22 protein-coding genes and 1 riboswitch are annotated in these 23,902 nt (G+C 73.4%); of the genes, 9 read left to right on the top strand and 13 right to left on the bottom strand.

The annotated features are described in order from the left end of the window. The 7 genes from ACFWEK_RS04135 to ACFWEK_RS04105 all read right to left on the bottom strand — a co-directional run. A partial coding sequence (locus ACFWEK_RS04135; RefSeq protein WP_430553185.1) for an Hsp20/alpha crystallin family protein occupies positions 1-387 on the bottom strand: 387 nt, incomplete at its 3' end. Between the two features lie 166 nt (positions 388-553). Next, the gene (locus ACFWEK_RS04130) at positions 554-1,069 is read right to left on the bottom strand and encodes an FBP domain-containing protein (protein ID WP_430544931.1); all 516 of its coding nucleotides are present in this window, start codon (positions 1,067-1,069) and stop codon (positions 554-556) included. Between the two features lie 286 nt (positions 1,070-1,355). Then, complete coding sequence (gene metE / locus ACFWEK_RS04125) at positions 1,356-3,770, bottom strand: 5-methyltetrahydropteroyltriglutamate--homocysteine S-methyltransferase (RefSeq protein ID WP_430553184.1); 2,415 nt, start codon at positions 3,768-3,770, stop codon at positions 1,356-1,358. A 28-nt stretch (positions 3,771-3,798) separates the two neighbouring features. Next, positions 3,799-4,845 carry a methylenetetrahydrofolate reductase gene (locus tag ACFWEK_RS04120; RefSeq protein WP_430553183.1) on the bottom strand — a complete coding sequence of 349 codons (1,047 nt, stop codon included), beginning with the start codon at positions 4,843-4,845 and terminating at the stop codon, positions 3,799-3,801. A 5-nt stretch (positions 4,846-4,850) separates the two neighbouring features. Then, a riboswitch (SAM riboswitch) is annotated at positions 4,851-4,957 on the bottom strand. Between the two features lie 93 nt (positions 4,958-5,050). Further along, a complete protein-coding gene (locus ACFWEK_RS04115; RefSeq protein WP_430553182.1) occupies positions 5,051-5,962 on the bottom strand; it encodes an NADP-dependent oxidoreductase in 912 nt (303 codons plus the stop codon). A gap of 41 nt (positions 5,963-6,003) precedes the next feature. Next, positions 6,004-6,258: a YbdD/YjiX family protein gene (locus ACFWEK_RS04110; RefSeq protein ID WP_430553181.1), complete on the bottom strand. Its 255-nt coding sequence runs from the start codon at positions 6,256-6,258 to the stop codon at positions 6,004-6,006. Further along, on the bottom strand, positions 6,242-8,512 hold the full coding sequence (locus tag ACFWEK_RS04105; RefSeq protein WP_430553180.1) for a carbon starvation CstA family protein: 2,271 nt from the start codon (positions 8,510-8,512) through the stop codon (positions 6,242-6,244). Before ACFWEK_RS04105 ends, ACFWEK_RS04110 begins: the two co-directional genes overlap by 17 nt. A 156-nt stretch (positions 8,513-8,668) precedes the next feature. On the opposite strand from ACFWEK_RS04105, the gene ACFWEK_RS04100 reads away from it, so the two are divergent. After that, positions 8,669-9,919 (top strand): NYN domain-containing protein, encoded by a 1,251-nt coding sequence (locus ACFWEK_RS04100; protein WP_430553179.1) that lies wholly within the window; start codon positions 8,669-8,671, stop codon positions 9,917-9,919. A gap of 18 nt (positions 9,920-9,937) precedes the next feature. On the opposite strand, the gene ACFWEK_RS04095 is transcribed toward ACFWEK_RS04100, so the two are convergent. Continuing rightward, complete coding sequence (locus tag ACFWEK_RS04095) at positions 9,938-10,780, bottom strand: alpha/beta fold hydrolase (protein WP_430553178.1); 843 nt, start codon at positions 10,778-10,780, stop codon at positions 9,938-9,940. 110 nt (positions 10,781-10,890) lie between these two features. On the opposite strand from ACFWEK_RS04095, the gene ACFWEK_RS04090 reads away from it, so the two are divergent. The 6 genes from ACFWEK_RS04090 (at position 10,891) to ACFWEK_RS04065 (ending at position 15,569) form a co-directional block, all read left to right on the top strand. Beyond that, a complete protein-coding gene (locus tag ACFWEK_RS04090) occupies positions 10,891-11,460 on the top strand; it encodes a TetR/AcrR family transcriptional regulator (protein ID WP_430544938.1) in 570 nt (189 codons plus the stop codon). A gap of 60 nt (positions 11,461-11,520) precedes the next feature. Further along, positions 11,521-12,168, top strand: a complete 648-nt coding sequence (locus tag ACFWEK_RS04085; protein WP_429762715.1) for a lysophospholipid acyltransferase family protein — start codon at positions 11,521-11,523, stop codon at positions 12,166-12,168. Beyond that, positions 12,165-12,860, top strand: coding sequence for a ubiquinone/menaquinone biosynthesis methyltransferase (locus ACFWEK_RS04080; RefSeq protein WP_430553177.1), 696 nt, complete (start codon positions 12,165-12,167; stop codon positions 12,858-12,860). The genes ACFWEK_RS04085 and ACFWEK_RS04080 overlap by 4 nt, the downstream gene beginning before the upstream one ends. A gap of 25 nt (positions 12,861-12,885) precedes the next feature. Beyond that, positions 12,886-13,371 (top strand): DUF3054 domain-containing protein, encoded by a 486-nt coding sequence (locus ACFWEK_RS04075; RefSeq protein WP_430544940.1) that lies wholly within the window; start codon positions 12,886-12,888, stop codon positions 13,369-13,371. Positions 13,372-13,537: 166 nt separating this feature from the next. Further along, positions 13,538-14,830 (top strand): sensor histidine kinase, encoded by a 1,293-nt coding sequence (locus ACFWEK_RS04070; protein ID WP_430544941.1) that lies wholly within the window; start codon positions 13,538-13,540, stop codon positions 14,828-14,830. Between the two features lie 46 nt (positions 14,831-14,876). Further along, positions 14,877-15,569 carry a response regulator gene (locus ACFWEK_RS04065; protein WP_430544942.1) on the top strand — a complete coding sequence of 231 codons (693 nt, stop codon included), beginning with the start codon at positions 14,877-14,879 and terminating at the stop codon, positions 15,567-15,569. On the opposite strand, the gene ACFWEK_RS04060 is transcribed toward ACFWEK_RS04065, so the two are convergent. The 5 genes from ACFWEK_RS04060 to ACFWEK_RS04040 form a co-directional block, all read right to left on the bottom strand. Beyond that, the gene (locus ACFWEK_RS04060) at positions 15,533-16,042 is read right to left on the bottom strand and encodes a VanZ family protein (protein ID WP_430553176.1); all 510 of its coding nucleotides are present in this window, start codon (positions 16,040-16,042) and stop codon (positions 15,533-15,535) included. The genes ACFWEK_RS04065 and ACFWEK_RS04060 overlap by 37 nt on opposite strands. A gap of 66 nt (positions 16,043-16,108) precedes the next feature. Continuing rightward, positions 16,109-17,164 (bottom strand): App1 family protein, encoded by a 1,056-nt coding sequence (locus ACFWEK_RS04055; protein ID WP_430544944.1) that lies wholly within the window; start codon positions 17,162-17,164, stop codon positions 16,109-16,111. Between the two features lie 16 nt (positions 17,165-17,180). Further along, positions 17,181-18,116, bottom strand: coding sequence for a carbohydrate ABC transporter permease (locus ACFWEK_RS04050; protein WP_430544945.1), 936 nt, complete (start codon positions 18,114-18,116; stop codon positions 17,181-17,183). 1 nt (position 18,117) lies between these two features. Continuing rightward, complete coding sequence (locus tag ACFWEK_RS04045; RefSeq protein WP_430544946.1) at positions 18,118-19,080, bottom strand: carbohydrate ABC transporter permease; 963 nt, start codon at positions 19,078-19,080, stop codon at positions 18,118-18,120. A 17-nt stretch (positions 19,081-19,097) separates the two neighbouring features. Then, positions 19,098-20,516 carry an extracellular solute-binding protein gene (locus tag ACFWEK_RS04040; RefSeq protein ID WP_430553175.1) on the bottom strand — a complete coding sequence of 473 codons (1,419 nt, stop codon included), beginning with the start codon at positions 20,514-20,516 and terminating at the stop codon, positions 19,098-19,100. Positions 20,517-20,643: 127 nt separating this feature from the next. On the opposite strand from ACFWEK_RS04040, the gene ACFWEK_RS04035 reads away from it, so the two are divergent. Both ACFWEK_RS04035 and ACFWEK_RS04030 read left to right on the top strand, forming a co-directional pair. Beyond that, positions 20,644-21,768 carry a LacI family DNA-binding transcriptional regulator gene (locus tag ACFWEK_RS04035; RefSeq protein ID WP_430553174.1) on the top strand — a complete coding sequence of 375 codons (1,125 nt, stop codon included), beginning with the start codon at positions 20,644-20,646 and terminating at the stop codon, positions 21,766-21,768. A gap of 102 nt (positions 21,769-21,870) precedes the next feature. Then, positions 21,871-23,739 (top strand): glycoside hydrolase family 2 protein, encoded by a 1,869-nt coding sequence (locus ACFWEK_RS04030; RefSeq protein ID WP_430553173.1) that lies wholly within the window; start codon positions 21,871-21,873, stop codon positions 23,737-23,739. Positions 23,740-23,902 lie beyond the last annotated feature (163 nt).

Below are 23,902 nucleotides of genomic sequence, written 5' to 3'. Positions count from 1 at the left end.
GGTCACCTCGATGCGGCGGGGCTTGGCGTCCTCGGCGACGGGGATGGTCAGCGTGAGCACTCCGTCGGCATAGGACGCCGAGATCTGGTCCAGCGCCAGCCCGCGACCGAGCGTGAGCTGCCGGGCGACGGTACCGGTGGCGCGCTCCCGCAGCAGCCACTGCCCTTCGGCGGAGCGCGGCGTGCGCTCTGCCCGGATCGTCAGTGTCCGGTCCTCGCAGGAGACGTCGATGCTGCCGGGGTCGATCCCGGGCAGGTCGACCGCCAGGACGAAGTGGTCGCCCTCGCGGAACAGGTCCATCGGCATGCCTGGAGCGCTCCGACCGTTCAGGGCGAGCGAGCCGAACAGCCGGTCCATCTCCTGGAACGGGTCTCGGTAGGTAGCCATCGCGCATCACCTCCTCGTCATGAGGCCGCGCCCGCGGCCTCGGTCGCGAGACGGCGGGCCGGGCCCTCCGGCGTCCGCCGTGGCTACACCTGGTGTTTTAGCACTCGCCGAAGGAGAGTGCCAGATCCTGGTGATCGCCGTCGGCGAACGCCGGGGCCCGCACCGGTCAGACGGTGCGGCGCACCTCGTCGAGGAACTTGCGGGTGTGCTCGCGCAGGGCGGCGACGCGCCGCTCGACGATCGCCTCGCGGACGCCGGGGTCGTCGCGCCCCGCTTCGGCGAGGGTGGGACGACGGCGCGCGTTGCGGGAGCAGCGGAAGTCGCCGCAGACGAGCGTGCCGATGGTGTCGCCCTTGCGGCCGGCGGCGCCGCCGCGCTTGGCGACGAAGAGCTGCACGTCGCGGGTCTCCACGACGTCCTCGCACCACGCGCACATGGCGGCGCGGCGCGGGCCGGTGCGCTCGGCGGCACGCAGGAGGACGCCGACGGGCTCGGCGTCCGGCTCGTCGTCGAGCGTCATGACGACGTACGCGGAGAGGGGCTGCTTGCGGTCGCGCCAGCCCAGGTAGTCGAGGCGGTCCCAGTCGACCTCGGCGAGGTCGGGGACGATCATGCGCTGGCGCTCGCTGCGGGTGGCGTTGACGAGGGAGGCGCGGAGCTGCTGCTCGGTGAGCGGGGTCATGGGGGATCGGCTTTCAGGTGAGCGGGGGTGGGCAGGACGAAGCCCCGCACCGCCTCACCTGCCGGCCCCCGCGGGGCTCAGACGGAGGCGGTGCCGGGGCAGGCGGGACTGCCCGAGCAGGCCTGGTGGCCCACCCCGCTCCCTGCGACGCCCGGCATCGCTGTCTCCTCGCTCGTGGAAAAGTCGTGGTCCGCTCGCGCCCCGAGGGCACGACCGGCCCTTCCATGGTGGCACGGGACCGTCGCCCGGGTCGACGTCTATTGCGTCACCCGGGCGACGGCGCCGGTCAGAGGGTCGAGCGGACCTCGCGGGCGGCGGCGACCAGGTGCGCCAGTGCCGGCTCGACCTCCGCGTACCGGCGGGTCTTGAGCCCGCAGTCCGGGTTGACCCACACCAGCGCGGGGTCGATCGCCTTGACGGCGAGCGCCAGCAGCTCGGTGACCTCGTCGGACGACGGCACGCGCGGGGAGTGGATGTCGTAGACGCCCGGCCCGATGCCGCGGGAGTACCCGGCGTCGGCGAGCTCCGGCACGATCTCCATCCGCGAGCGGGCGGCCTCCACGGAGGTGACGTCCGCGTCGAGGCCGTCGATCGCGCCGATCACCTCGCCGAACTCCGAGTAGCACAGGTGGGTGTGCACCTGCGTGGCCGGCGCGACGCCCGACGTCGCGAGCCGGAACGAGCCGACCGACCAGCGCAGGTACTCGTCCTGGTCCGCGCGGCGCAGCGGCAGCAGCTCGCGCAGGGCGGGCTCGTCCACCTGCACGATGCCGATCCCCGCGGCCTCGAGGTCCGCGATCTCGTCGCGCAGCGCCAGGCCCACCTGGTTGGCGGTGTCGCCGAGCGGCTGGTCGTCGCGGACGAACGACCACGCGAGGATCGTCACCGGGCCGGTGAGCATGCCCTTGACCGGCTTCTCGGTGAGCGACGCCGTGTACGCGGACCACTCGACCGTGATCGGCGCCGGGCGCTGCACGTCACCCCAGAGGATCGGCGGGCGCACGCAGCGCGACCCGTACGACTGCACCCAGCCGCTCGCCGTCACCGCGAAGCCGTCGAGCTGCTCGGCGAAGTACTGCACCATGTCGTTGCGCTCGGGCTCGCCGTGCACCAGCACGTCGAGGCCCAGCTCCTCCTGCAGCGTCACGACGCGCCCGATCTCCTCCCGCATCGCGGCGGAGTAGTCGGCGTCGGACAGCTCGCCCTTGGTCCACGCGGCCCGGGCCTTGCGGATCTCCGGGGTCTGCGGGAACGAGCCGATCGTCGTCGTGGGCAGCGGGGGCAGGTCGAGCCGCGCGGCCTGCGCGGCCGCCCGCTCCGCGTACGGGCCGCGGGCGAAGTCGGCGTCGGTGAGTGCCGCGGCCCGGTCGCGCACCGCGGGCACGACGACGCCCGCCGCCGTCGCGCGCGAGGCCACGGCCGCGGAGGACGCGTCGAGCGCGTCCGCGACGGACTCCCGGCCGTCCGCGAGGGCCACGGCCAGGGTCGCGACCTCGCCCACCTTCTGGTCGGCGAACGCGAGCCAGTCGCGCAGGCGCGGGTCGAGCGTGGTGCCCGCGGCCGTGACGTCGAAGACCTCGTCCTCGACGTCGTGCGGCACGTGCAGCAGCGACGTCGACGTGCTGACGGTGAGGGCCCCGGCGCCGAGGCCCCGCAGCGACTCGACGACGTCGAGCTTGGCGGCCAGGTCGGCCCGCCAGACGTTGTGCCCGTCGATCACGCCCGCGACGAGGGTCTTGCCCTCGAGGCCCGGCACCAGGCCGGCCGGCACGGCGCCCTTGACCAGGTCGATCGCGATCGCGTCGACGTCGGTCGCGGCGAGGAGCGCGAGGGCGTCCTCGTGCAGGCCGCCGAACGGCGCCGTCACGAGGATCGCGGGCCGCTCGCCCGCGGCGTCGTCGGAGGCGGTGTCGTCGGTGGCCCTGGCGAGGTCGGTCGCCAGGGTGCGGTACGCCGAGGCGATCGCCGCGTGCAGGCGCTCCGCGGGCACGTCGAGGGAGTCCGTGACGAGCGCGGGCTCGTCGAGCTGCACCCACGGCACGCCGACGGCGGCCAGCGCGCGCAGCAGGTCGGCGTACGCGGCGACGACGTCGTCGAGCCGGTCGAGCGGGTGGAACCCGTCGCCCGCCTCGTCGGCCGCCTTCGACAGGGCGAGGAACGTCACCGGGCCCACGAGCACCGGGCGCGTCGTGACGCCGGCCTCCTTGGCCTCGGCGTACTCGCGCACGATGCGGTGGTCGGCGAACGAGACCGGCGTCGTCTCGCTGATCTCCGGCACGAGGTAGTGGTAGTTCGTGTCGAACCACTTGGTCATCTCGAGCGGGGCGTCCTCGCCGCGGCCCCGGGCCACGGTGAAGTAGCCGTCGAGCTCGAGCGAGCCGTCCTCGTCGTCGAGCAGGTCGCGGAACCGCTCGGGAACGGCGCCCAGCAGCGCGACGACGTCGAGCACCTGGTCGTAGTAGGAGAACGACCCGGGCACGGAGCCGTCGTCGGGGTTCAGGCCGAGGTCGACGAGACGGCGGGCCGTCTCGCGGCGCAGCGTGCCGGCCGCGACCTCCAGGTCGACGGCGTCGGTGCGCCCGGCCCAGAACGACTCCACGGCCTTCTTGAGCTCGCGGCGGCGCCCGATGCGCGGGTAGCCGAGGATCGTGCCACCGGGAAATGCCGTGGCGGGGGTGGGGCTTGTCGATGTGGTGGACATGAGCACTCCAGAGTTCGGGCTCCGCGCGTCAGACGGCGGGAGCCTGGGTCGGGATGCTCGGTACCCACGGCCTTCTGGCCAGGTCCGCGCCGTCCGACGTGGCGTCGGCCGGCGCCGGTCCGCCGAGGTGGACACCCTCGAGCAGGTCCAGAGCGGGACGGTACTTGTTGAACGTGTACACGTGGATGCCGGGTGCGCCCGCGTCGAGCACGCGCTGTGCGAGCTCCACGGCGCGCGCGGTCCCGTAGGCGTGCTGGGCCTCCGGGTCCGGCAGGGCGTCGAGCGCGTCCAGCAGGTGCCGGGGCGCGCGGACGCCGGTGAGCTCCTCGACGCGACGGAGCCGGCGCGGCTCGGTCGTGGGCAGCTGCCCGGCGAGGATCGGGATCGTCACCCCGGCCGCGCGGGCCTCGGCGACGAAGTCGGTGTAGGAGCCGGCCTCGTAGAAGAGCTGCGTGATGGCGAAGCTCGCCCCCGCGTCCTGCTTCTCCTTGAGGCGCCGGACCTCCTGGGCCCGGGTGGTGCCCGCCTGCACGTTGCCGTCGACGAACGTCGCGACGGCGATCGTCATCGGGCGGGCGGCGCCGCGCAGCGCGGCCCCGGGGTCGGTCGCGCAGCGCCGGGCCTCGACCTCGCGCAGCAGGTGCACGAGCTCGATCGACGACGCGACGCCGTCGGCGGGCGGCGCCCAGTCCGGCTGGTCCTTCGGCGGGTCGCCCCGCAGGGCGAGGAACGCGCGGGTGCCGGCGTCGAGGAAGTCGTCGATGACGGCGGAGACGTCCTCCCGGTGCGCGCCCACGCAGGTCAGGTGAGCCACGGGCAGGACGGGCGTGCCCGCGAGCAGGGTGGACACGACCTGGCGTGCGGTCGCCCGGTCACCGCCGCCCGCGCCGTAGGTCACGGACACGAAGTCCGGGCGCGCGGCCACCAGCCGGCGCGCCGTCTCCCAGAACTTGGGGGCGGCGTCCGGCCGGCGCGGCGGCATGAGCTCGAACGAGACCGTCGGGCGTGCCGGCAGCGCCGGGTGAACTGCCGGCTGAGCTGCCGGGGTGGGCGAAAGGGATGCCTCTGCGACCATGCGTCACTCCATCGATCCTGGCGTGAGCACCTTCGTCCTCGGGAGGCTTCCGTCGGAGAACGGGTTGCTGCGGCGTCGTCGAGCCAGGACTCTCGGCCGCTCTGGATGGCTTGTCACGCGATCGTACGCAGCATCCGCGATACGGGCGAGGATGAGACCGCCTGCTGAGACGATCGCCGATGCGGATCGGGCGGGAACGCCCTGCTCAGGGCACCAGGACGACCTTGCCGCCCGCGCGCCCGCTCTCGACCAGCTCGTGCGCCCGCGGGGCGTCGGCCAGGGGCAGCACGGCGCCGACGGTGGTCGCCAGCTCGCCGCGGGCCAGGGCGTCGACGGCCTCGGCGAGCTCGCCGGCGTCGCGCTCGGACCGCCAGCTGGCCTGGACCCCGAGGTCCGCCGCGGCGTCGTCGGCGATGGTGACGATCCGGTCCGTGCCGCCGCGCAGCGCGATCGAGTCGGGGAGCACGCCCGCGCCGGTGGTGTCGAGGACGGCGTCTACGCCGTCGGGGGCGAGGGCGCGCACCCGTTCCACGAGCCCGGCGCCGTAGGTGGTGGGCGTCGCGCCGAGCGCGGCGACCCTGTCCTGGTTCGGCGGCGACGCCGTGCCGATCACGCGGGCGCCGCGGCGGACGGCGAGCTGGACGACCAGCGCGCCCACCGCCCCGGACGCCCCGTGCACGAGCAGCGTCTCGCCCGGCCGGACGTCGAGGAGGCGCAGCACGCGGGTCGCGGTCTCGGCCGCGACGGGGACCGTGACGGCGTCGGTCGCGGCGAGCCCGTCGGGCACGCGCGCGAAGACCGACGTGAGGGCGAGCTCCGCGTACCCGCCGCCGACGGCGAACCCGACCACGCGGTCGCCGGGCGCGACGCCGGTCAGGCCCTCCCCGGCGGGTGGGCCGACCTGGTCGACGACCCCCGCCACCTCCAGCCCGGGCACGACGGCCGACGTCGGCGCCGGGGCGCCGGTCGCCCCGGCACGCGACTTCACGTCCCAGCCGTTGACGGCGGCCGCCTCGACGCGCACGCGCACCTGGCCGGGCCCGGCCTGCGGGTCGGGGACGTCGGCGAGGTGCAGCACCTCGGGGCCGCCGTGGTTCTCGAACACGATCGCGCGCACGCGCCCATCCTGGCGCGGCGGGCGCCGTCGCGCCCGCCCGCTCAGCAGCAGCGCGAGCCGGGGTTGCGGTCCTGGGCCGCGTAGTGCTCGCGCCAGAACTCGCGCTCGCCCATCGGCTCCCGGTCGGGGTGGGCCGCCCGCTCGTGCGCCACGTACGTCGCGTAGGCGCCCTCGCCCATCACCTGCCGCACGTACCAGCGCAGGTTCGTCCACCCCGCCGACGCCGCCCGGGCCAGTGCCCGGACGGCGTCGCGCGCGGTGGCGCCGACGGTGCGGGCGTCAGTGGTGCCCGGCACCGCTGGTCTCCCGCAGGCCGGCGTCGACCCACTCCTTCTCGATCCGCTTCTCCTCGGCCGTCGCGAAGAGGTTCGCGGGGGCGAACCGCCGGGACGCGACGGGCGCGTCCTCGTGGTTCTCGCCGCCGCCGTCGCGGAACGCCTTGATCGTCACGACCACCGACGCGAGGATCACGACGATCGACAGCACCACGAACACGATCGACAGGGTGCCCTGCACGAAGGTGTTGCGGACCACGGCCTCCATCGCCGCGACGTCGGGGGCGGTGCCGAACGACGTCTCCCCGGCTGCGAGCGCGTCCTGGAACGCCCGGTGCTGCGCCCAGTACCCGACCTGGGGCACGTCCGAGAAGATCTTCTCGAACGACGCCCAGATGGTGATGAGCGCCGTGAAGGCGAGCGGCACGGCCACGATCCACAGCCACGCCCAGTAGGCGCGGCCGCGCTTGGCGACGATGGCGAGCACGACGGCGAGGGCGATCGCCGCGAGCAGCTGGTTCGCGATGCCGAACAGCGGGAAGAACGTGTTGATGCCGCCGAGCGGGTCGGTGACGCCGAGATAGAGGATCGTGCCCCAGCCCGCGACCATGATCGCGGTGCAGACCCAGACCCCTGGTCGCCAGCTCACGTCCTTGAACCGCGGGGCCACGTTCCCGATGGTGTCCTGCAGCATGAAGCGGGCCACGCGGGTGCCGGCGTCGACGGCGGTGAGGATGAACAGCGCCTCGAACATGATCGCGAAGTGGTACCAGAAGCCCATCATCGCGGTGCCGCCGACGAGCTGGTGCATGATCGTCGCCAGGCCGAGCGCGAGCGTCGGCGCGCCGCCGGTGCGGGACACGATCGACGGCTCGCCCACCTGGCTGGCCAGGGTGCTCAGGGTGTCGGGCGTGAGGTTGACGCCGGCGAGGCCGAGCGAGTTCACGAACGCGACCGCGCCCTCGATGGTGCCGCCCGTGGCCGCGGCCGACGAGTTCATCGCGAAGTACACGCCCCGGTCGATCGAGATCGCGGCGACCAGCGCCATGATCGCGACGAACGACTCCATGAGCATGCCGCCGTAGCCGATGAAGCGCGTCTGGCGCTCCTTCTCCACGAGCTTCGGCGTCGTGCCCGACGAGATGAGCGCGTGGAACCCGGACAGGGCGCCGCACGCGATCGTCACGAACAGGAACGGCCACAGGTTGCCGGCCACGACCGGGCCGGTCTCCGAGCCGGCGAACTCGCTGATCGCGGGCACCGAGATCTCGGGGCGCACGATGACGACGGCGCCCGCGAGGACCACGATGACGCCCACCTTCATGAAGGTGGACAGGTAGTCGCGCGGGGCGAGCAGCAGCCACACCGGCAGGACGGCGGCCACGAAGCCGTAGACGATGACGCCGACGGCGATCGTGGTGCGGTCGAGGGTGAACACGTCCGCGCCCCACGCCGTGTCGGCGACCATGCCGCCGCCGATGATCGCGGCGAGCAGCAGGACGAAGCCGATGAGGGAGACCTCGGTGATCTTGCCCGGGCGCAGGAACCGCAGGTAGACGCCCATGAACAGCGCGATCGGGATCGTCATCGAGACGCTGAACACGCCCCACGGGCTCTCGCCGAGGGCGTTGACGACCACGAGGGCCAGGATCGCCACGATGATGATCATGATGAGCAGGGACGCGACGATCGCGGCGACGCCGCCGATCCGCCCGAGCTCCTCGCGCGCCATCTGGCCGATGGTGCGGCCGCCGCGGCGCATGGAGAAGAACAGCACCGTGTAGTCCTGCACGGCGCCCGCGAGCACCACGCCGACGATGATCCAGATGGTGCCGGGCAGGTACCCCATCTGCGCGGCGAGGACCGGGCCCACCAGCGGGCCGGCGCCGGCGATGGCGGCGAAGTGGTGGCCGAACAGCACGCGGCGGTCGGTGGGGACGAAGTCCTTGCCGTCCTCCTGCGTCTCGGCGGGGGTGGCGCGCCGGTCGTCGGGGCGCGTGATGTACCGCTCGATGACCTTCGAGTAGAAGCGGTACCCGATGAGGTACGTGCACACCGACGCGAAGACGAACCAGATCGCGTTGATCGTCTCGCCGCGGACCAGCGCGATCATCACCCACGCGACGCCGCCGAGCAGCGCGATCGCCGCCCAGAGCGCGATCTTCGCGGGCGTCCAGCGGGGCTTGAGGTCCTCGGCCGGGACGGCCGTCGGGGGGAGCGCAGGGTCGGGGACGATGTCGTCCGTCGCCGTGGTGGCTCCGGGATCTGCTGACAAGGTGAGCCTCCAAGGCGTCGCGTCGTCGGGACCCGACACAGGATAGGGGGTGAAGAAAGGGTGACGGAACGCCCGGAACCTGGACGGTGCGGTGACGGCCGTGGTAACCGACCCCCGGGCCCGCGGTGGAGCACGCGACGCCGTAGCCTGACGTGCATGGACACCGAAGAGCGCCTCGCCGTCTTCCTCGACTACGAGAACCTGGCGCTCGGCGCCCGCGACCACCTGGGCGGCATGCAGTTCGACTTCAAGCCGATCGCGGACGCGCTCGCGGTGCGCGGTCGGGTCGTGGTGCGCCGCGCCTACGCGGACTGGTCGTACTTCGACGAGGACCGGCGGATGCTGACCCGCCACCAGGTCGAGCTCATCGAGATGACGCAGCGCATGGGCGCGTCCCGCAAGAACGCCGCCGACATCAAGATGGTGGTCGACGCGATCGAGATGGCGTTCGAGCGCGAGTACATCACCACGTTCGTCATGTGCACGGGCGACTCCGACTTCTCCCCCCTCGTCCACAAGCTGCGCGAGCTCGACAAGAAGGTCATCGGCGTCGGCGTGGAGAACTCCACGTCCCGCCTGCTGCCGCCCGCGTGCGACGAGTTCCTCTTCTACGACCGGCTCGAGGGCGTCGACGTGCCCGACGAGTCCGAGGCGTCCGCGCCCAAGCGGTCCGGGCGCGGCGGCAAGGGGGCCGGCCGGTCCGGCGGCGGCCGCGGGGGCCGGGCCAAGACCCCCGCCCCGGTCGAGGCCCCGGCGGAGGCGGAGACCCCCGCTCCCGCCGAGGAGTCCGCGCCCGCGACGTCCGGCGCGACGTCGGGGACCCGCCGTCGCAAGAAGGCGCCCGCGGCCGAGGCCGCCGTCGAGCCCGCGGCCGAGCCCGTCGAGTCCGTGGTCGAGACGGACCTCGAGCAGGAGGACGCGGCGCCCGCGGGCGAGGACGCGACGATGGAGGTCCGGGTGGCGCAGACGCTCGCCGACCTGCAGGCCTCCACCAGCGGCTCCGTCACGGCGTCGATGCTCAAGCGCACGCTGGTGCGCAAGGACCCCACGTTCAGCGAGTCGGACTACGGCTTCCGCACGTTCGGCGAGTTCCTGCGCTTCCTGGCCGACCGCGACTTCGTCGTGCTGTCGGACGGCCCGTCGGCCGGCGACCCGGAGGTGGCGCTGCCCGCGCAGCAGGACACCGAGGGCGCGTTCGAGCTGCTGCGCCAGGTGGTGCGCGACGCCGGCGGCAGCGCGCCGCTGTCCGGGCTGAAGAACGAGGTGCGCAAGCGCCGCCCCGACTTCTCGGAGAAGGCGCTCGGCTACCGCGGGTTCCTGCAGTTCGCGAAGGGCGCCGCGGCCGCCGGCGCCGTCGCCCTCGCGTGGGACGACGACGCCGACGACTACCTGCTCACCGCGAGCTGAGCGCTCGCGGGGTCGGGCTCAGCGCTGGACGAACGCGAGCAGCGCCGCGTTGACCTCGTCCGCGTGCGTCCACAGCAGCCCGTGGGGCGCGCCCTCGACCTCGACGTACTCGGCGTCCGGCACGGCGGCGTGGAAGCGCCGGCCGGAGGCGTCGATCGGCAGGATGTTGTCCTTCGTGCCGTGCAGGATCAGCGTGGGCAGGCCCGCGGCGCGGACCGCCTCGACGTCGGGCCGGAAGTCCTCGATCCACGTGGGGACGACGGCGTACGCGGCGACGGGCGCCGAGCCCACGGCCGTGCTCCAGTTCGCCCGCACGACCTCCTCGGAGATCCGCGTGCCGAGGTTCTCGTCGAGGTTGTAGAAGTCCTTGTAGAACTGGGTGAACCAGGCGTAGCGGTCACCGCGGGCCGCGTCGACGATGCCGTCGAAGACGGACTGCGGCACGCCCTCGGGGTTGTCGTCGCGCTGCACGAGGAACGGCTCCAGCGAGGCGAGGAACGCGAGCTTGGCGACGCGCCCGTGGCCGTGGTTGCGCACGTACCGGGCGAGCTCGCCGGTGCCCATCGAGAAGCCGACGAGGACGACGTCGCGCAGGTCGAGCGTCGTCAGGACGGTGTCGAGGTCCTTCGCGAACGTGTCGTAGTCGTACCCCGAGCCGGCCTTGCTGGACGCGCCGAACCCGCGGCGGTCGTAGGTGATCACGCGGTACCCGGCGGCGAGGAGCTCGCGGGTCTGCAGCTCCCAGCTGTGCCCGTCGAGCGGGTACCCGTGCACGAGGACGACCGGCTGCCCGGAGCCCTGGTCCTCGTAGTAGAGCTCGACGTCCGTGCTGTTCTCCTGCCCGACGGTGATGTAGCCCATGGTGATGCCCCTTCCGAAGGAGGGGAGAACGATCGTTCTCCCGCTGTTCGCTACAGTAGAGAACGATGGTTCTCCCCGCAAGGGGAGGGACGGCGACGAGAGGGTGAACGATGCTCGACGAGCAGGCAGCGCGGGACTCCGTGGTCGCCGCCGCCGACCGGCTGTTCTACGCGCGCGGCGTGCAGGCCGTGGGCATGGACGCCGTGCGCGCCGAGGCAGGGGTGTCGCTCAAGCGGATCTACGGGCTCTTCCAGTCGAAGGAGGATCTGGTGGTCGCCGTCCTCGCGCTGCGGACCAGGCAGTGGACGGAGGGCGTGGAGCGCGCGGCCGCCGGCGCGGCCACGCCGCGCGACCGGATCCTCAGCGTCTTCGACTTCCTCGACGCGTGGTTCCGGGAGGACGGGTTCCGGGGGTGCGCGTTCATCAACTCGTTCGGCGAGCTCGGCGCGACGTCGCCCCGCATCGCGGAGGCCGTGCGCGGGCACAAGGAGGCCTTCCGGGAGCACGTGCTGGGCCTCGTGCGCGAGGCCGGCCTGCCCGACGCCGTCGCGCTGCAGGTCGTGCTGCTCGCCGAGGGCGCCCAGACCACGGCCGCCATCACGCACGACGCCGCCGTCGCGCGCGAGGCGCGCCGCGCCGCCGCGTCGCTCCTCGCCGCCGAGGCGGCGCGAACGCCCTGATCACACGCCCGCGGGGGTGGCCTCGGCCGGGGCCGGCGGAGCAGGGGGCACAATGGTGCGGTGACCTATCGGTTCCTGCGCCTCGTCCTGTCGCTCCTGGTGTACGTGCTCCTGCGCCCCCAGGTGACGGGACTGCACAACATCCCGCGGCGCGGCCCGGTGATCCTCGCGAGCAACCACCTGTCGTTCATCGACTCGATCATCATCCCGCTCGTCGTGCCCCGGCACGTCACCTTCATCGCCAAGGCGGAGTACTGGACGGGCCGGGGCCTCAAGGGCCGGGTCTCGCGCTGGTTCTTCACCACGATGGGCCACATCCCGGTCGACCGCGAGGACCCGCGCGCCGGGCAGCGGTCGCTCGACGACGCGCTCGTCGTGCTCAAGCGCGGCGGCGCCTTCGGCATCTACCCCGAGGGCACGCGCTCCCGCGACGGCAAGCTGCACCAGGGGCACACCGGCGTCGCCTGGCTGGCGCTCGCCGGCTCGGCGCCCGTCGTCCCCGTGGCCCTGCGCGGCACCGACAAGGTGCAGCCCGTCGGCAAGCGGCTCCCGCGCCCGACGCGCGGCATCCAGGTGCACTTCGGCGCCCCGATCGACCCGTCGCGCCAGCTCACGGCCGGTGCCCGCCCGGCCCAGGTGCGTCGTGAGCTGACCGACCACGTGATGTCGTCCATCCACAAGATGAGCGGCCAGGAGCTCGCCGCGTGACCTCTCCCTCGCCGCACGGCGAGGAGGTGCAGCGCCTCTTCGACACGGTCCCCGGCTACTACGACCGGATGAACCGCCTCATGACGCTGGGGCGGCACGCGGCCTGGTGCCGCGACGTCGCACGCCGGGCGCAGCTGCCCGCCGGCGGCTCGCTGCTCGACATCGCGACCGGCACCGGCGTCATCGCCCTCGAGGCGGCACGCCAGTACCCCGGCGCGACGATCCACGGCGTCGACTTCTCCGAGGGGATGCTGGAGGGCGCCCGCGCCAAGCCCGGCGCCGACGCCGTGACCTGGCAGTTCGCCGACGCCAACGCCCTGCCCTACGACGACGCGTCGTTCGACGCCGTCACGCACGGCTACCTGCTGCGCAACGTCGAGGACGCCGAGCGCGTGCTCGCCGAGCAGCTGCGGGTGCTCCGGCCCGGCGGCCGTCTCGCGCTGCTGGAGACCTGCCCGCCGCGCGGCCTGCTGAAGTACCCGGTGGCGCTCGGGGTGAAGGTCGTGATCCCGCTGCTCGGGCAGCTCGTGGCGCGCGACAAGACGTCGTACACCTACCTCGAGGAGACCACCCTCGGGTTCATGTCCCCCGAGCAGGTCGCGTCGATCCTCTGGCGCCTCGGGTTCGACGACGTCACCTGGCGCCGCCGGTTCCTCGGCACCCACATGATCGTGAGCGCCCGCAAGCCGTAGCGACGTCGCGCGGTACCGTCGAAGGATGCGCTCCGCGCCCGACGGTGACGCCCGTCGCTCAGCACGACCGACTGGAGGCCGGGCGGTGCGCGGGGCGCGCACCGGGACGATCGCGCTCGCAGCGTTCGCCGACGCCGTCTGCGTGCTGGGGCTCGCGGTGGGCGGTGTCGCGGGTCCTGCCCCTCGCGCAGATCCCGTGGGCCCGCTGTCCGCGACATGGCCGTTCCTCGTCGCCGCGGCAGTCGGATGGTGCGTGTCTCGCGCCTGGCGGTCCCCGTGGCGCCTCTGGCCGACGGGCGTCGTGGTGTGGGGATGCACCTGGGCGCTCGGTGTCGTCCTTCGCGTCCTCGCCGACCGCGGCGTGTTCCCCACGTTCCAGATCGTGTCGTTCGGGTTCCTCGCCGTGACGATGCTCGGTTGGCGCGGCGTCGTCGCGATCGTCCGGATCCTGCGCCCCAGCCGTCCGCGAGTGATCGTCCAGATGGACGATCACGACGGACCGCCCCGCTGAGCCACGACCACGGGACGCCGGCCTCGTGGTGCCTGCCGTGCGAGCGTGGCAGGTGCGTCGTGCCTTCGGCGTCGTCGAGGCTGCTCCCTGCCGTGACCTCGCCGGTCGTCGTGGGTCCCCCGGCCGGGGGAGGCGCAGGGCTGGGCCGGTGGGCAGACTGGCGGGCATGACGGCGACGACGGGGAGCGGACGGCGCACGCTGCGCTGGGCGCTGACGCCCCTGACCAGCGCGTCCACGGTGCGGGCGGGCGTGTACCTCGTCATCGGCGGCGTGCTGGCGGGGGCGTACTTCGCGCTCGCCGCGGGGTTCGTGCAGATGTTCGCCGACCCGGCGACGCCGCGGGTCGCCGTCGGCGTGCTGGCGCTGGTCACCGCGGTCATCGTCGGCTCGCCGCCGTTCCTCGCGCCCGTGCGGGCGCTCGAGATCGCCGCCGTGCGCACGTTCCTCGACGTCGACGCGCGCACCCTGCCCGACCCGGTCGGGGCGCCCACCGTCGCGACGCGCTGGCGGGGTGCCGCCTGGTTCGCGCTGCACCTCGCGCTCGGCGCGCTCGTCACCGTGGGGCTGCTGGTCGCGGTGCCTCTCGCGACGCAGCTGGTGCTGTCCGCGTTCGGCATCGACCGGGCGTTCCTCGTGCAGATGGGACCCGCGCTCGCCGGCAACCCCGTCGGCTGGCTGGTGCTCGCCCTGCTCGCGCTCGTCGCGCTCCCGTACGGCACGGCGCTCGCCCGACGGCTGCTGCGGCAGTCGGCCGAGCCTCTGCTCGGCCCGGACCCGACCGCGCGGATCGCGGAGCTCGAGGCGCGTGCGGACCGGCTCGCCGAGCGGGGCCGCCTCGCCCGTGAGCTGCACGACTCCGTGGGGCACGCGCTGACGGTCACCACGCTCCAGGCGGCAGCCGCCGCCCGCCAGGTCGAGACGGACCCGGACGCCGCCCGCCGGTCGCTCGCCGCCATCGAGGAGGCCGGCCGGACCGCGATGGCGGACCTCGACCACGTGCTGGGCCTGCTGCGCGCGGGCGACGACGCAGCGTCGACCTCCTCCGACGCCGCGCGGCGCGCCCCCGCCCGGTCGCTGGACGACCTGCCCGCCCTGGTCGACGACGCGCGGCACGCGGGGGCGGACGTTCGGCTCGACGTCGCCGACGGCGCGGCGGCCACGCTGCCTCGCGCGACGTCGCACGAGGCCTACCGCGTCGTGCAGGAGGCGCTGACCAACGCCGTCCGGCACGCCCCGGGCCGGCCCGTGACCGTCCGGGTGTCCGTCGTCGACGCCGCCCTCGACGTCGAGGTGACGAACCCGCTGCCCGACGTGCCGTCGTCCGCCCCGCCGTCGTCCGGCGGGGGCCGTGGTCTGCACGGCATGGCCGAGCGCGTCCGCCTGCTGCGCGGCGAGCTCGAGGCGGGACCAGGTGTCAGCGGCGTGTGGGTCGTCCGGGCCCGGTTCCCCCTCGGGTGAGCCGCTTGCCCGGGCGCCGCCGGCAGGATGCGGCAGGATCGTGCGGGTGACCCCACCCGAGAGCGTCGGCGCTGTCGTCCGTGTCGTCCTCGTCGACGACGAGCCGCTGGTGCGTGCGGGTCTGCGCGTGATCCTCGACGCGGAGCCCGGCCTGGAGGTCGTGGGGGAGGCGGGCGACGGGTCCGAGGTGCCGCAGGTGGTGGCCCAGGCCCGGCCCGACGTCGTGCTCATGGACGTGCGGATGCCGAAGGTGGACGGGATCGCGGCCACGCGCGCCGTCGTCGCGTCGGGGCGGCCGGACGCCCCGGCGCCGCGTGTGCTGGTGCTGACCACGTTCGAGAACGACGACTACGTGCTCGACGCGCTGCACGCCGGCGCCCAGGGCTTCCTGCTCAAGCGGGCCCGCCCGGAGGAGGTGGTGCACGCGGTGCGCGTCGTGGCCCGGGGGGACTCCCTGCTGTTCCCGGACGCCATCAGGCGCCTCGTCGCCGCCCATGGACCGGACACCTCCCAGGCCGACCGGCTCCAGTCCGTCGGTCTCACCGAGCGCGAGGCGGAGGTGCTGCGCCTCGTCGCCGCCGGGCTGTCGAACGCGGAGATCGCCCGCGAGCTGTACCTCGGGGTCGAGACCGTGCGCACGCACGTGGGCAACGTGCTCGCCAAGCTCGCCGTGCGCGACCGCACCCAGGCGGTCGTCCGCGCCTACGAGTCGGGGTTCGTGCCGATCGGTCGGGCCTGAGGCCGTCGTCGCCACCGGCGGAGCGCGACCGCGGCGAGGAGCGCGCCGCCCGCGGCCCCGATCGTGTTCGACAGCCAGTCGTTCGTGTCGCAGGACCGGCCGATCGCCGGGACCAGCGCCTGGACCACCTCGATCGTCGCGGACATGGCCGACCCCGCGAGCAGCGCGAGCGCAGGCCGGCGGAGCGCGACGGCCGCCAGGTAGGCCGGCGGGACGAACAGGACGACGTTCGCCATCAGCTCGACCCGGCCCGGCGTCGGCAGCGCCCAGCCCACGGTGCACCGCGCGAACAGCTCCCGATCGACGGGTGCCAACGTCAGCAGCGCGACCGGTACGAGGGACAACGCGGCCAGGACGGCGGCCAGCCGTGGTCGGTCCGCGAGCCACGGCCCGGCGAGCCATCCCGCGACCACCAGGACGACCAGCGCCGCCGGGGACAGCCACGGGTGGGCGACGAGGACGGTCGAGATCACAGGCCCCAGTCTTCCCGTGCTCGCGTCGCCCGCGGGACCGCGTCCATGAGCACCGGGCAGGGCACCTCAGCGGAGCACGTCGGCCAGGTGGGCGCCGAGCTCCGTGCCGTCGGCACCGTGCACCAGCTTGGTGCCGGGGTCGGGCCGGCCGTGCGTGGGCCGGAGCCGGGCGCGCTCCACCCGTCGGATGGCGATCGCGACGACCCGTCCGGGCCAGCGAGCGGACGCGCGGACGTACACGTCCTCGTCGAGCTGGCCGGCGTCGCCCACCAGCAGCCAGCGCACCCGGGGGAACGTGGCCATGAGCCGGTCGAGGCTGTCGCCCTTGTGCTGCGGGCCGCTGCGGAACCAGCCCGTCTGTGTCGGCCCCCAGTCGGTGAGCAGCAGCGGGCCGGGCGGGAAGCCGTGCCGGTCGAGGAACCCGGCCAGCGTGTCGGCGGTGTTCCACGCGCCGTTGGAGAGATAGACGAACGGCGCGTCCGGGTGGTCCGCGGCGATCCGCCGGTACAGCTCGGGCATCCCCGGCACGGGGCGGCGGGCGCTCGGGCGGCGGACGAAGGTGTTCCAGGCCGCGAGGAGGGGGCGGGGGACCGCGGTGATCATCGTCGTGTCGTCGATGTCGCTCACGACGCCGAACGTCGTGGCGTCGCCCACGACGTCCACGGCGGCGGCCGAGGTGGCCGCCGTGCGGACGGCCGTGAGCGTCGCCTCGTGCCGCCCGGGTGCCAGGAGCGCGTCGTCCGGCAGCGTCACCTCGACGTCCACGTACCCGGCCCGGTCGGTCGTCACGTCGACGGACACGCCGCCCAGCGTGACCCGCACCGCCTCCCGAGGGGCCGGCAGCGTCAGATAGGCCCACGCGCCGCGGCGTTGGGCGTGCCGCAGCGCCGCCAGGGGCCCCGAGGCGTGTGACGGCGGCACCAGCAGCACGCGGGCCAGCACGCGGACCCGTCGTGGCGAGCCGTACCCGGTGAACGGGACCAGGCGTGGCACCCAGCCGTGACGGCGCAGGAACGCCCCCGCCACGGTGCACCACCAGTCCTCGACCACCGCGGCGACGTGCGGTCGCTGCGTCGGCCTGTCGACGGGGTGCTGCGTGGCGGGGGCGTGCGCGTCGGGCATGTCCCGATCGTCCCTGCTACTGGCCTCCCATGCCCGTCGTCGCCACGCCCTGCACGATGCGGCGCTGGAAGAGCATGAACACGACGAGCAGCGGCAGGGCGGCGATCATCGCCGACGCCATGTTCTGCGCGTACTGGACGCCGTAGGCGTTCTTCACGGTCGACAGCCCCACCGGCAGGGTCATGAACTGCGGGTCGGTCGTGACGATGAACGGCCACAGGAAGTTGTTCCACGCGCCGATGAACACGAAGATCGCGACGGCCACCAGGATCGACTTCGACAGCGGCAGCACGATCGTCCAGAAGAGTCGCCACGTCCCGGCGCCGTCGATGCGCGCGGCATCGAGGAGCTCGGCGGGGATGGCGTCGAAGAAGCGCTTGAGGATGAACACCATCACCGGGGCCACCACCTGCGGCAGCACGATGCCGGCGAAGGTGTCGACCAGGCCCATCGCCTGCATCTGCTTGAAGAGCGGCACGATGAGGATCTGGCCGGGCATCATGATCGACGCGACCGTGAGGAACTGCAGCAGGCCACGGCCCTTGAAGAGCGTCTGCGAGAAGGCGAACGCCGCCATCGCCGAGATCAGGACGGTCAGCGCGGTCACGAGGACGGCGACGACCAGGCTGTTCCACATCCAGCCCAGCAGCTCGCTGTTGCCGAGCACCTGCCGGTAGGCGTCGAGGGTCCAGCCCTGCGTGGGCCACCACGACGCGGGCAGCGCGGCCTCGGCCTCGTGCTTGAAGCTGGTGACGGCGCCCCACGCGAGCGGGAGCAGCCACAACACCGCCATGACGACGAGCGCGGCGAGCGCGGCGGCCCGCACCCACGGGGACGGCCCGATCGTGAGCTTGGTGAGGGTGCGGTTCTCGGCCCTCGCCTGCTGCGCGGCCGACCGGCGTGCGGCGACCAGCGTGGAGACGGACCCCGGGGCGTGCTCGGTGACGGCCACGTCAGACCTCCTTCTTCGTCGGCAGGAGCCGGACCAGCGTGAACACGAGGATCAGGGCGAAGAACACGTAGGAGATGGCCGAGGCGTACCCGAGCCGATAGTTCGTGAAGCCCGTGTCGTAGACGTACTCGAGGATGGGCCGCGTGCTGCCGTTCGGACCGCCCGCGGTGAGCAGGTAGATCTGGTCGAACACCTTGAGCGACGCGAGCAGCTGCAGCACGACGATCACCCCGGTGATGGTCTTCAGCTGCGGCAGGGTGATGGCGAAGAGGCGTCGCCAGCCACCGGCGCCGTCGATCGTCGCCGCCTCGTACTGCTGCTGGGGGATGCCCTGCAGCGCGGCCAGGTAGAGGAGGAAGTTGAACCCGACGGTCCACCACACGGTGACGAGCGCGATGGAGAACATGGCGACGTTCTCGTCGGTGAGCCAGCCGATCGGCCCGAGGCCGAGCTTGGCGAGCCACACGTCGAGCAGGCCGATCTCCGGCTGGAAGAGCCAGCTTGCCAGGGACGACACGACGGCGCTGGTCAGCAGGAACGGGGCGAAGAACGACATCCGCCACACCCACTGGCCGGGCAGGCCGGTGTGCACCAGCAGGGCCATGACGAGCGCGACCACGATGAGCGGCACGGTGCTGAGCACCGTGAACCACACGGTGTGCCACAGGGTCGTCCACACCTGCGGGTCGCTGAACGCCTCGACGTAGTTGTCGAAGCCGATGAAGGAGCTCCCCGTGGCGGTGAGGCTCTGGTCGGTGAAGCTCATCCACAGGCCGTAGATCGTCGGCCACAGGAGGAAGAGCCCGGTCGCCGCCGCGAACGGCGCGACGAACAGGTAGCCGGACCGGTCGCGGGCGCGCAACGACGTGCGCGTGGACCGGGTCGTGCCGGCGGTGCGGGGCCCTGCGCTGCGCCGGGAGGGGCGCGCGACCGGGGCGCTCAGTGACGTGCTGGAGGCGGTCATCGTCGTCCTCTCTCTTCTCAGGCGGGGCTCGGCTGCGCGAGGAAGCGGTTCATCTCGCTGAGCATGCGGTCGACGGCGGTCTTCGGGGACGCCTTGCCGGACAGGGTGTCGGTCATCGAGTCGCCCATCCGGGTCTGGAAGTCGCTGCCGCCGCCCGTGAACCAGGCGTCGGGGTCGAAGACGGCGATCTCGGCCGCGGGCGCGTAGTCGCGCTGCGGGGTGAGCTCCTGATACTCCGCCGTCTGCACGACCGGCTGGTACGCCGGGATGTGCCCGGCGGACGCCCAGGTGAGCCCCTCCTTGAGGAGTCCGGCCAGCACGCGGTACGTGGCCTCCCGCTTGGCGGGGTCCGCGTGCGCCTGCCTCGGCAGGACGAAGGAGTGCGAGTCGGCGTAGTTGGCCGGCTGGCCGAAGATCGTCGGGAACGGCGTGCCGCCGACGTCGGGGATGGCGTCGCGGAACATCGGCAGGTCCCACTCGCCGGCGAACATCAGCCCCGTGCGCTTCGACATGAACCGCCCGGACGCGGCGCCGCCGTCCTGGTTCGTGGCCGCCACCGTGCCGTCGACCATCGACTGGAGGAACTCGAAGACCTCCGTCGCCGCCCGCTCGTCGATCTCGGCCGGCTTGCCCGGCGTGAGGTCGTACTCGCCGCCGTTCTGGCTGTACAGCCCCCAGAACATGCGCCAGCAGCCTGCCGGGTCGCGGAGGTAGCCCCACGAGACGCCGGTCTCGCCGGTGACCTCCGCCATCGCACGGCCGGCGTCGAGGAAGGCGTCCGGGCCGGGTGCGATCGACAGCAGGCCGTCGCCGTCGAGCAGGCCCGCGTCCCCGGCGATCGCCGGGTTGTTGAACGTGATGTAGGGGTGCGTGTCGAGCGGCAGCGCGTACAGCTGGCCGTCGAACTGCGCCTTCTCCCACACGGCGGGCGCGAAGTCGTCCTGGGTGATGCCGAGCTCGGCCAGCGCGTCGAGATCGAAGGGCTCGAGCAGGCCGCCGGGCGCGTAGCCCGCCAGCCGGGACATGTGCATCACCGCGGCCTCCGGCGGGCGTCCGCCGGACGACGCCATGGCGAGCTTCGTGTAGTACGGCGCGCCCCACGCGAGCGTCGTGGAGTCCACGGAGATGTCGGCGTTGGCCTGGGCCACCGCGCCCACCATCTCCTGCATCAGGGCGCCGTCACCGCCCGAGAACAGGTCCCAGATCATGACGGACGTGCGGCCCGACCCGGACGCCGACGGGGTCGCGCACCCGGACAGCGCACCGCCCAGGGCGATTCCGCCCGCGCCGACGAGGGCCGCCTGGAGCAGGCCGCGCCTGCTCAGCCCGACGTCGTCCACCGTGCCGCTCGAACCCGACCGACGGGGGAACCGGCCCTGGGCGCGGCTGGGCCACGGCCCTGACATACCCCCGGACGTACGCAGCTTGGTCTTCATCGACCCTCCTGAGTGCAACGTTGCGCTCCAACGTGGGACCACGATGGACTAGGCGGCGCGGACCGTCAAGAGGTCCGCTGACACGGTGGCGACGACGCCCCCTTGTCGGGCGAGAAAGGGTCGGTGGATGGCAGCACAGGACGAGCGCGACACGACGACGGTGCCCGGGGCGACGGTGTCCTCGGGCGCGCCCGGGCGCCCGGGGGCGGGCCGCGGGTCCGGCCGGGTCGGGATCAAGGACGTGGCGGCGGCCGTCGGCGTCTCCTGGAAGACGGTCTCGAACGTCGTCAACGGCACCGGCCGGGTCGGCGAGGAGACGCGCGCCAAGGTCGAGGCCATGATCGTCGAGCTCGGGTACCGCCCGAACCTCGCGGGCCGACAGCTGCGGCAGGGGCGCACGAACACGCTGGCGCTCGCGGTCCCGTGGGCCCACTCGCCCTACTTCTCGCTCCTGGCGCACATCGTCATCGACGTGGCCGGCGCTCGGGGGTACCGGGTGCTCATCGAGGAGACGCGCACCGACCGGGACGCGGAGCTCCAGGTGGCGCGCGGGTTCCGGGTCCAGGCGATCGACGGGATCATCTTCTCGCCCCTCGCCCTCGGCCCGGCGGAGATCGCCGAGGTGCGCGGGGAGACGCCGATGGTGCTGCTCGGCGAGCGCGACGACCCTGGTCATGACCGCCGCTGGCGCACCGACCACGTGAGCATCGACAACGTCCGCGCCGCGCGGGAGGTCACCGAGCACCTGCTCGCGACGGGCCGGAACCGCCTCGCCTTCGTCGGTGCGGAGTCCGTGGCGGACCGTTCGGGCACCCCGCGGCTCCAGGGCTTCCAGGAGGCCCACGCCGCGCGGGAGCTGGAGGTGGACCCGAGGTGGATCGTGCCCGTGGCGCAGTTCTCGCGCCCCGACGGCATGCGGGCGGCCGAGTCGCTGCTGCCGCGCATCGACCAGGTGGACGGTCTCGTGTGCGCCAACGACGAGCTGGCGCTGGGTGCGCTCTACGCGCTCCGGCTCAACGGGGTGCGGGTGCCCGAGGACGTGGCCGTCACGGGCTGGGACAACACCGAGGACGGCCGGTACTCGAACCCGTCGCTGACCACGGTCGCGCCGGACCTGCAGGCCATCGCCGAGACCGCCGTGGACCGGGTGATCGCGCAGGTGGAGGGGGCTGCCGGCGGCGACGGCGAACGGGACGTCGACGTCGTCGTGGCGCACCGGCTGCTGGTGCGGGAGAGCAGTCGGAGCGCCTGACGGTCCTCGGCCAGGAGGAAATTTCTGATTCAACGTTGCATTCTGGCTGCCGGGAAGGTTGAATCTCTCGCGGAACTGTCGTCCATGCAACGGAGCACCACGATGTCCGTCCTCGATCGCCTCGACCCTCCCTCCGCCCCTGTCGGCGCGGCCGTGCCGCGGCCGGAGTATCCGCGCCCGCAGGTGGTGCGTGACCGCTGGTTGAACCTCAACGGGGAGTGGGGGTTCGAGATCGACCCCGGCGACTCCGGCCTGGAGCGCGGCCTGCGCGAACGGCCGCTGACCGGCTCGATCACCGTCCCGTTCGCCCCGGAGTCCGAGCTCTCCGGCGTCGAGAACACCGACTTCCTGGAGGCGGTCTGGTACCGCCGCGAGGTGACCGTCCCGGCCGACTGGACCGAGGTCGCCGGCGACGACACGCACGTGCTGCTGCACTTCGGCGCCGTCGACCAGGACGCGACGGTCTGGGTGGACGACGTCGAGGTGGCCCGCCACCGCGGCGGGTTCACGCCGTTCACCGCTGACCTGTTCGGCGTCGCGGCGCCGGGCGAGACGGTGACCGTCGTCGTGCGCGCCCGCGACCACCGCGGCATCCCGCAGGCCCGCGGCAAGCAGTCCGGCCTGTACGCCAACAAGGACTGCCACTACACGCGCACCACGGGTATCTGGCAGACGGTGTGGATGGAGCCGGTGCCGGGCGCCAGCCTGCGCCGTCCGCGCATCACGCCCGACCTCGCCGCCGGAGCGCTGGACGTGCGCGTGCCGCTCACGCAGAACCGCCGCGGCCACCACGTGGTCGTCACCGTGAGCGACGCCGACGGCGTCGTCGCGACCGAGACGACGCGCGCGGACCTCGACCTCGCGCCGTCGGTGCGCGTCGTGGTCCCCGCCGACCGCGTGCGGCCGTGGTCCACGCAGGATCCGCACCTGTACGGCGTCGAGGTCGAGCTGCACGACGCCGCGGGCGACGTCGTCGACGCCGTCCGCTCGTACGCGGGCCTGCGGTCCGTGGCGATCGAGGGCAAGGCGGTCCGCATCAACGGCGAGCCCGTGTTCCAGCGCCTCGTGCTCGACCAGGGCTACTGGCCCGAGTCGCTCATGACCGCCCCGAGCGACGCCGCGCTCCTGCGCGACGTCGAGCTCGGCCTCGAGGCCGGATTCAACGGCGCGCGCCTGCACCAGAAGGTCTTCGAGGAGCGCTACCTGTTCCACGCCGACCGCCTCGGCTACCTGGTGTGGGGCGAGTTCGGCGACTGGGGCTCCGGCGACTTCGGCCGTCGTGACGACCACCAGAAGCCGACGACGTCGTACGTCGCCGAGTGGCTGGAGGCCCTCGAGCGGGACTTCTCGCACCCGTCGATCATCGGCTGGTGCCCGCTGAACGAGACCCACCAGCTGCTGCACGACCGGATCACCCAGCTCGACGACGTCACGCGCGCGATGTTCCTCGCGACCAAGCTCGCCGACCCGTCGCGCCCCGTGCTCGACGCGAGCGGCTACTCGCACCGGGTGCTCGAGACCGACGTCTGGGACTCCCACCACTACGAGCAGGACCCGGAGACGTTCGCCCGCGACATGGCGGGGCTGACGACCGACGAGCCCTGGGCGAACAGCTACGACGGGGACCCCATCTCGCTGCCCTACAAGGGCCAGCCGTACTTCTGCAGCGAGTACGGCGGCATCTGGTGGAACCCGGAGGAGGCCGCGCGCGCCGCGGGCGACGACCGCAGCGAGTCGTGGGGGTACGGCCAGCGCGTGGCGGACGAGGAAGAGTTCCACGTGCGCTTCGCCGGCCTGACGGACGCCCTGCTCGACGACCCGCTGATGTTCGGCTACTGCTACACCCAGCTCACCGACGTGTTCCAGGAGCAGAACGGCATCTACCGGTTCGACCGGTCCGAGAAGCTCGACGTCGACCGGGTCCGTGCCGTCCAGGTGCGCCCAGCCGCCTTCGAGAAGGACGCCGACTGAGCACCGGCGCACGGCGCTGAGAAGTCGTACCGAGCCGCGGGGGGGGGGGGGCCCCGGCCCGCGCCCCCCGGGCGGGGGGGCCGGGGGGGGGGGGGCCCGCCCCGCCCCCCCCGCCGCCCCCCGCGGGAGAAAAAAAAGGAAGAGGGCCGCGAGAGTAGGAGTG

The organism is Isoptericola sp. NPDC060257 (genome assembly GCF_042726645.1).
Classification (GTDB): Bacteria; Actinomycetota; Actinomycetes; order Actinomycetales; family Cellulomonadaceae; genus Isoptericola; species Isoptericola nanjingensis.
This window is presented reverse-complemented; position numbering and strand designations above follow the sequence as displayed.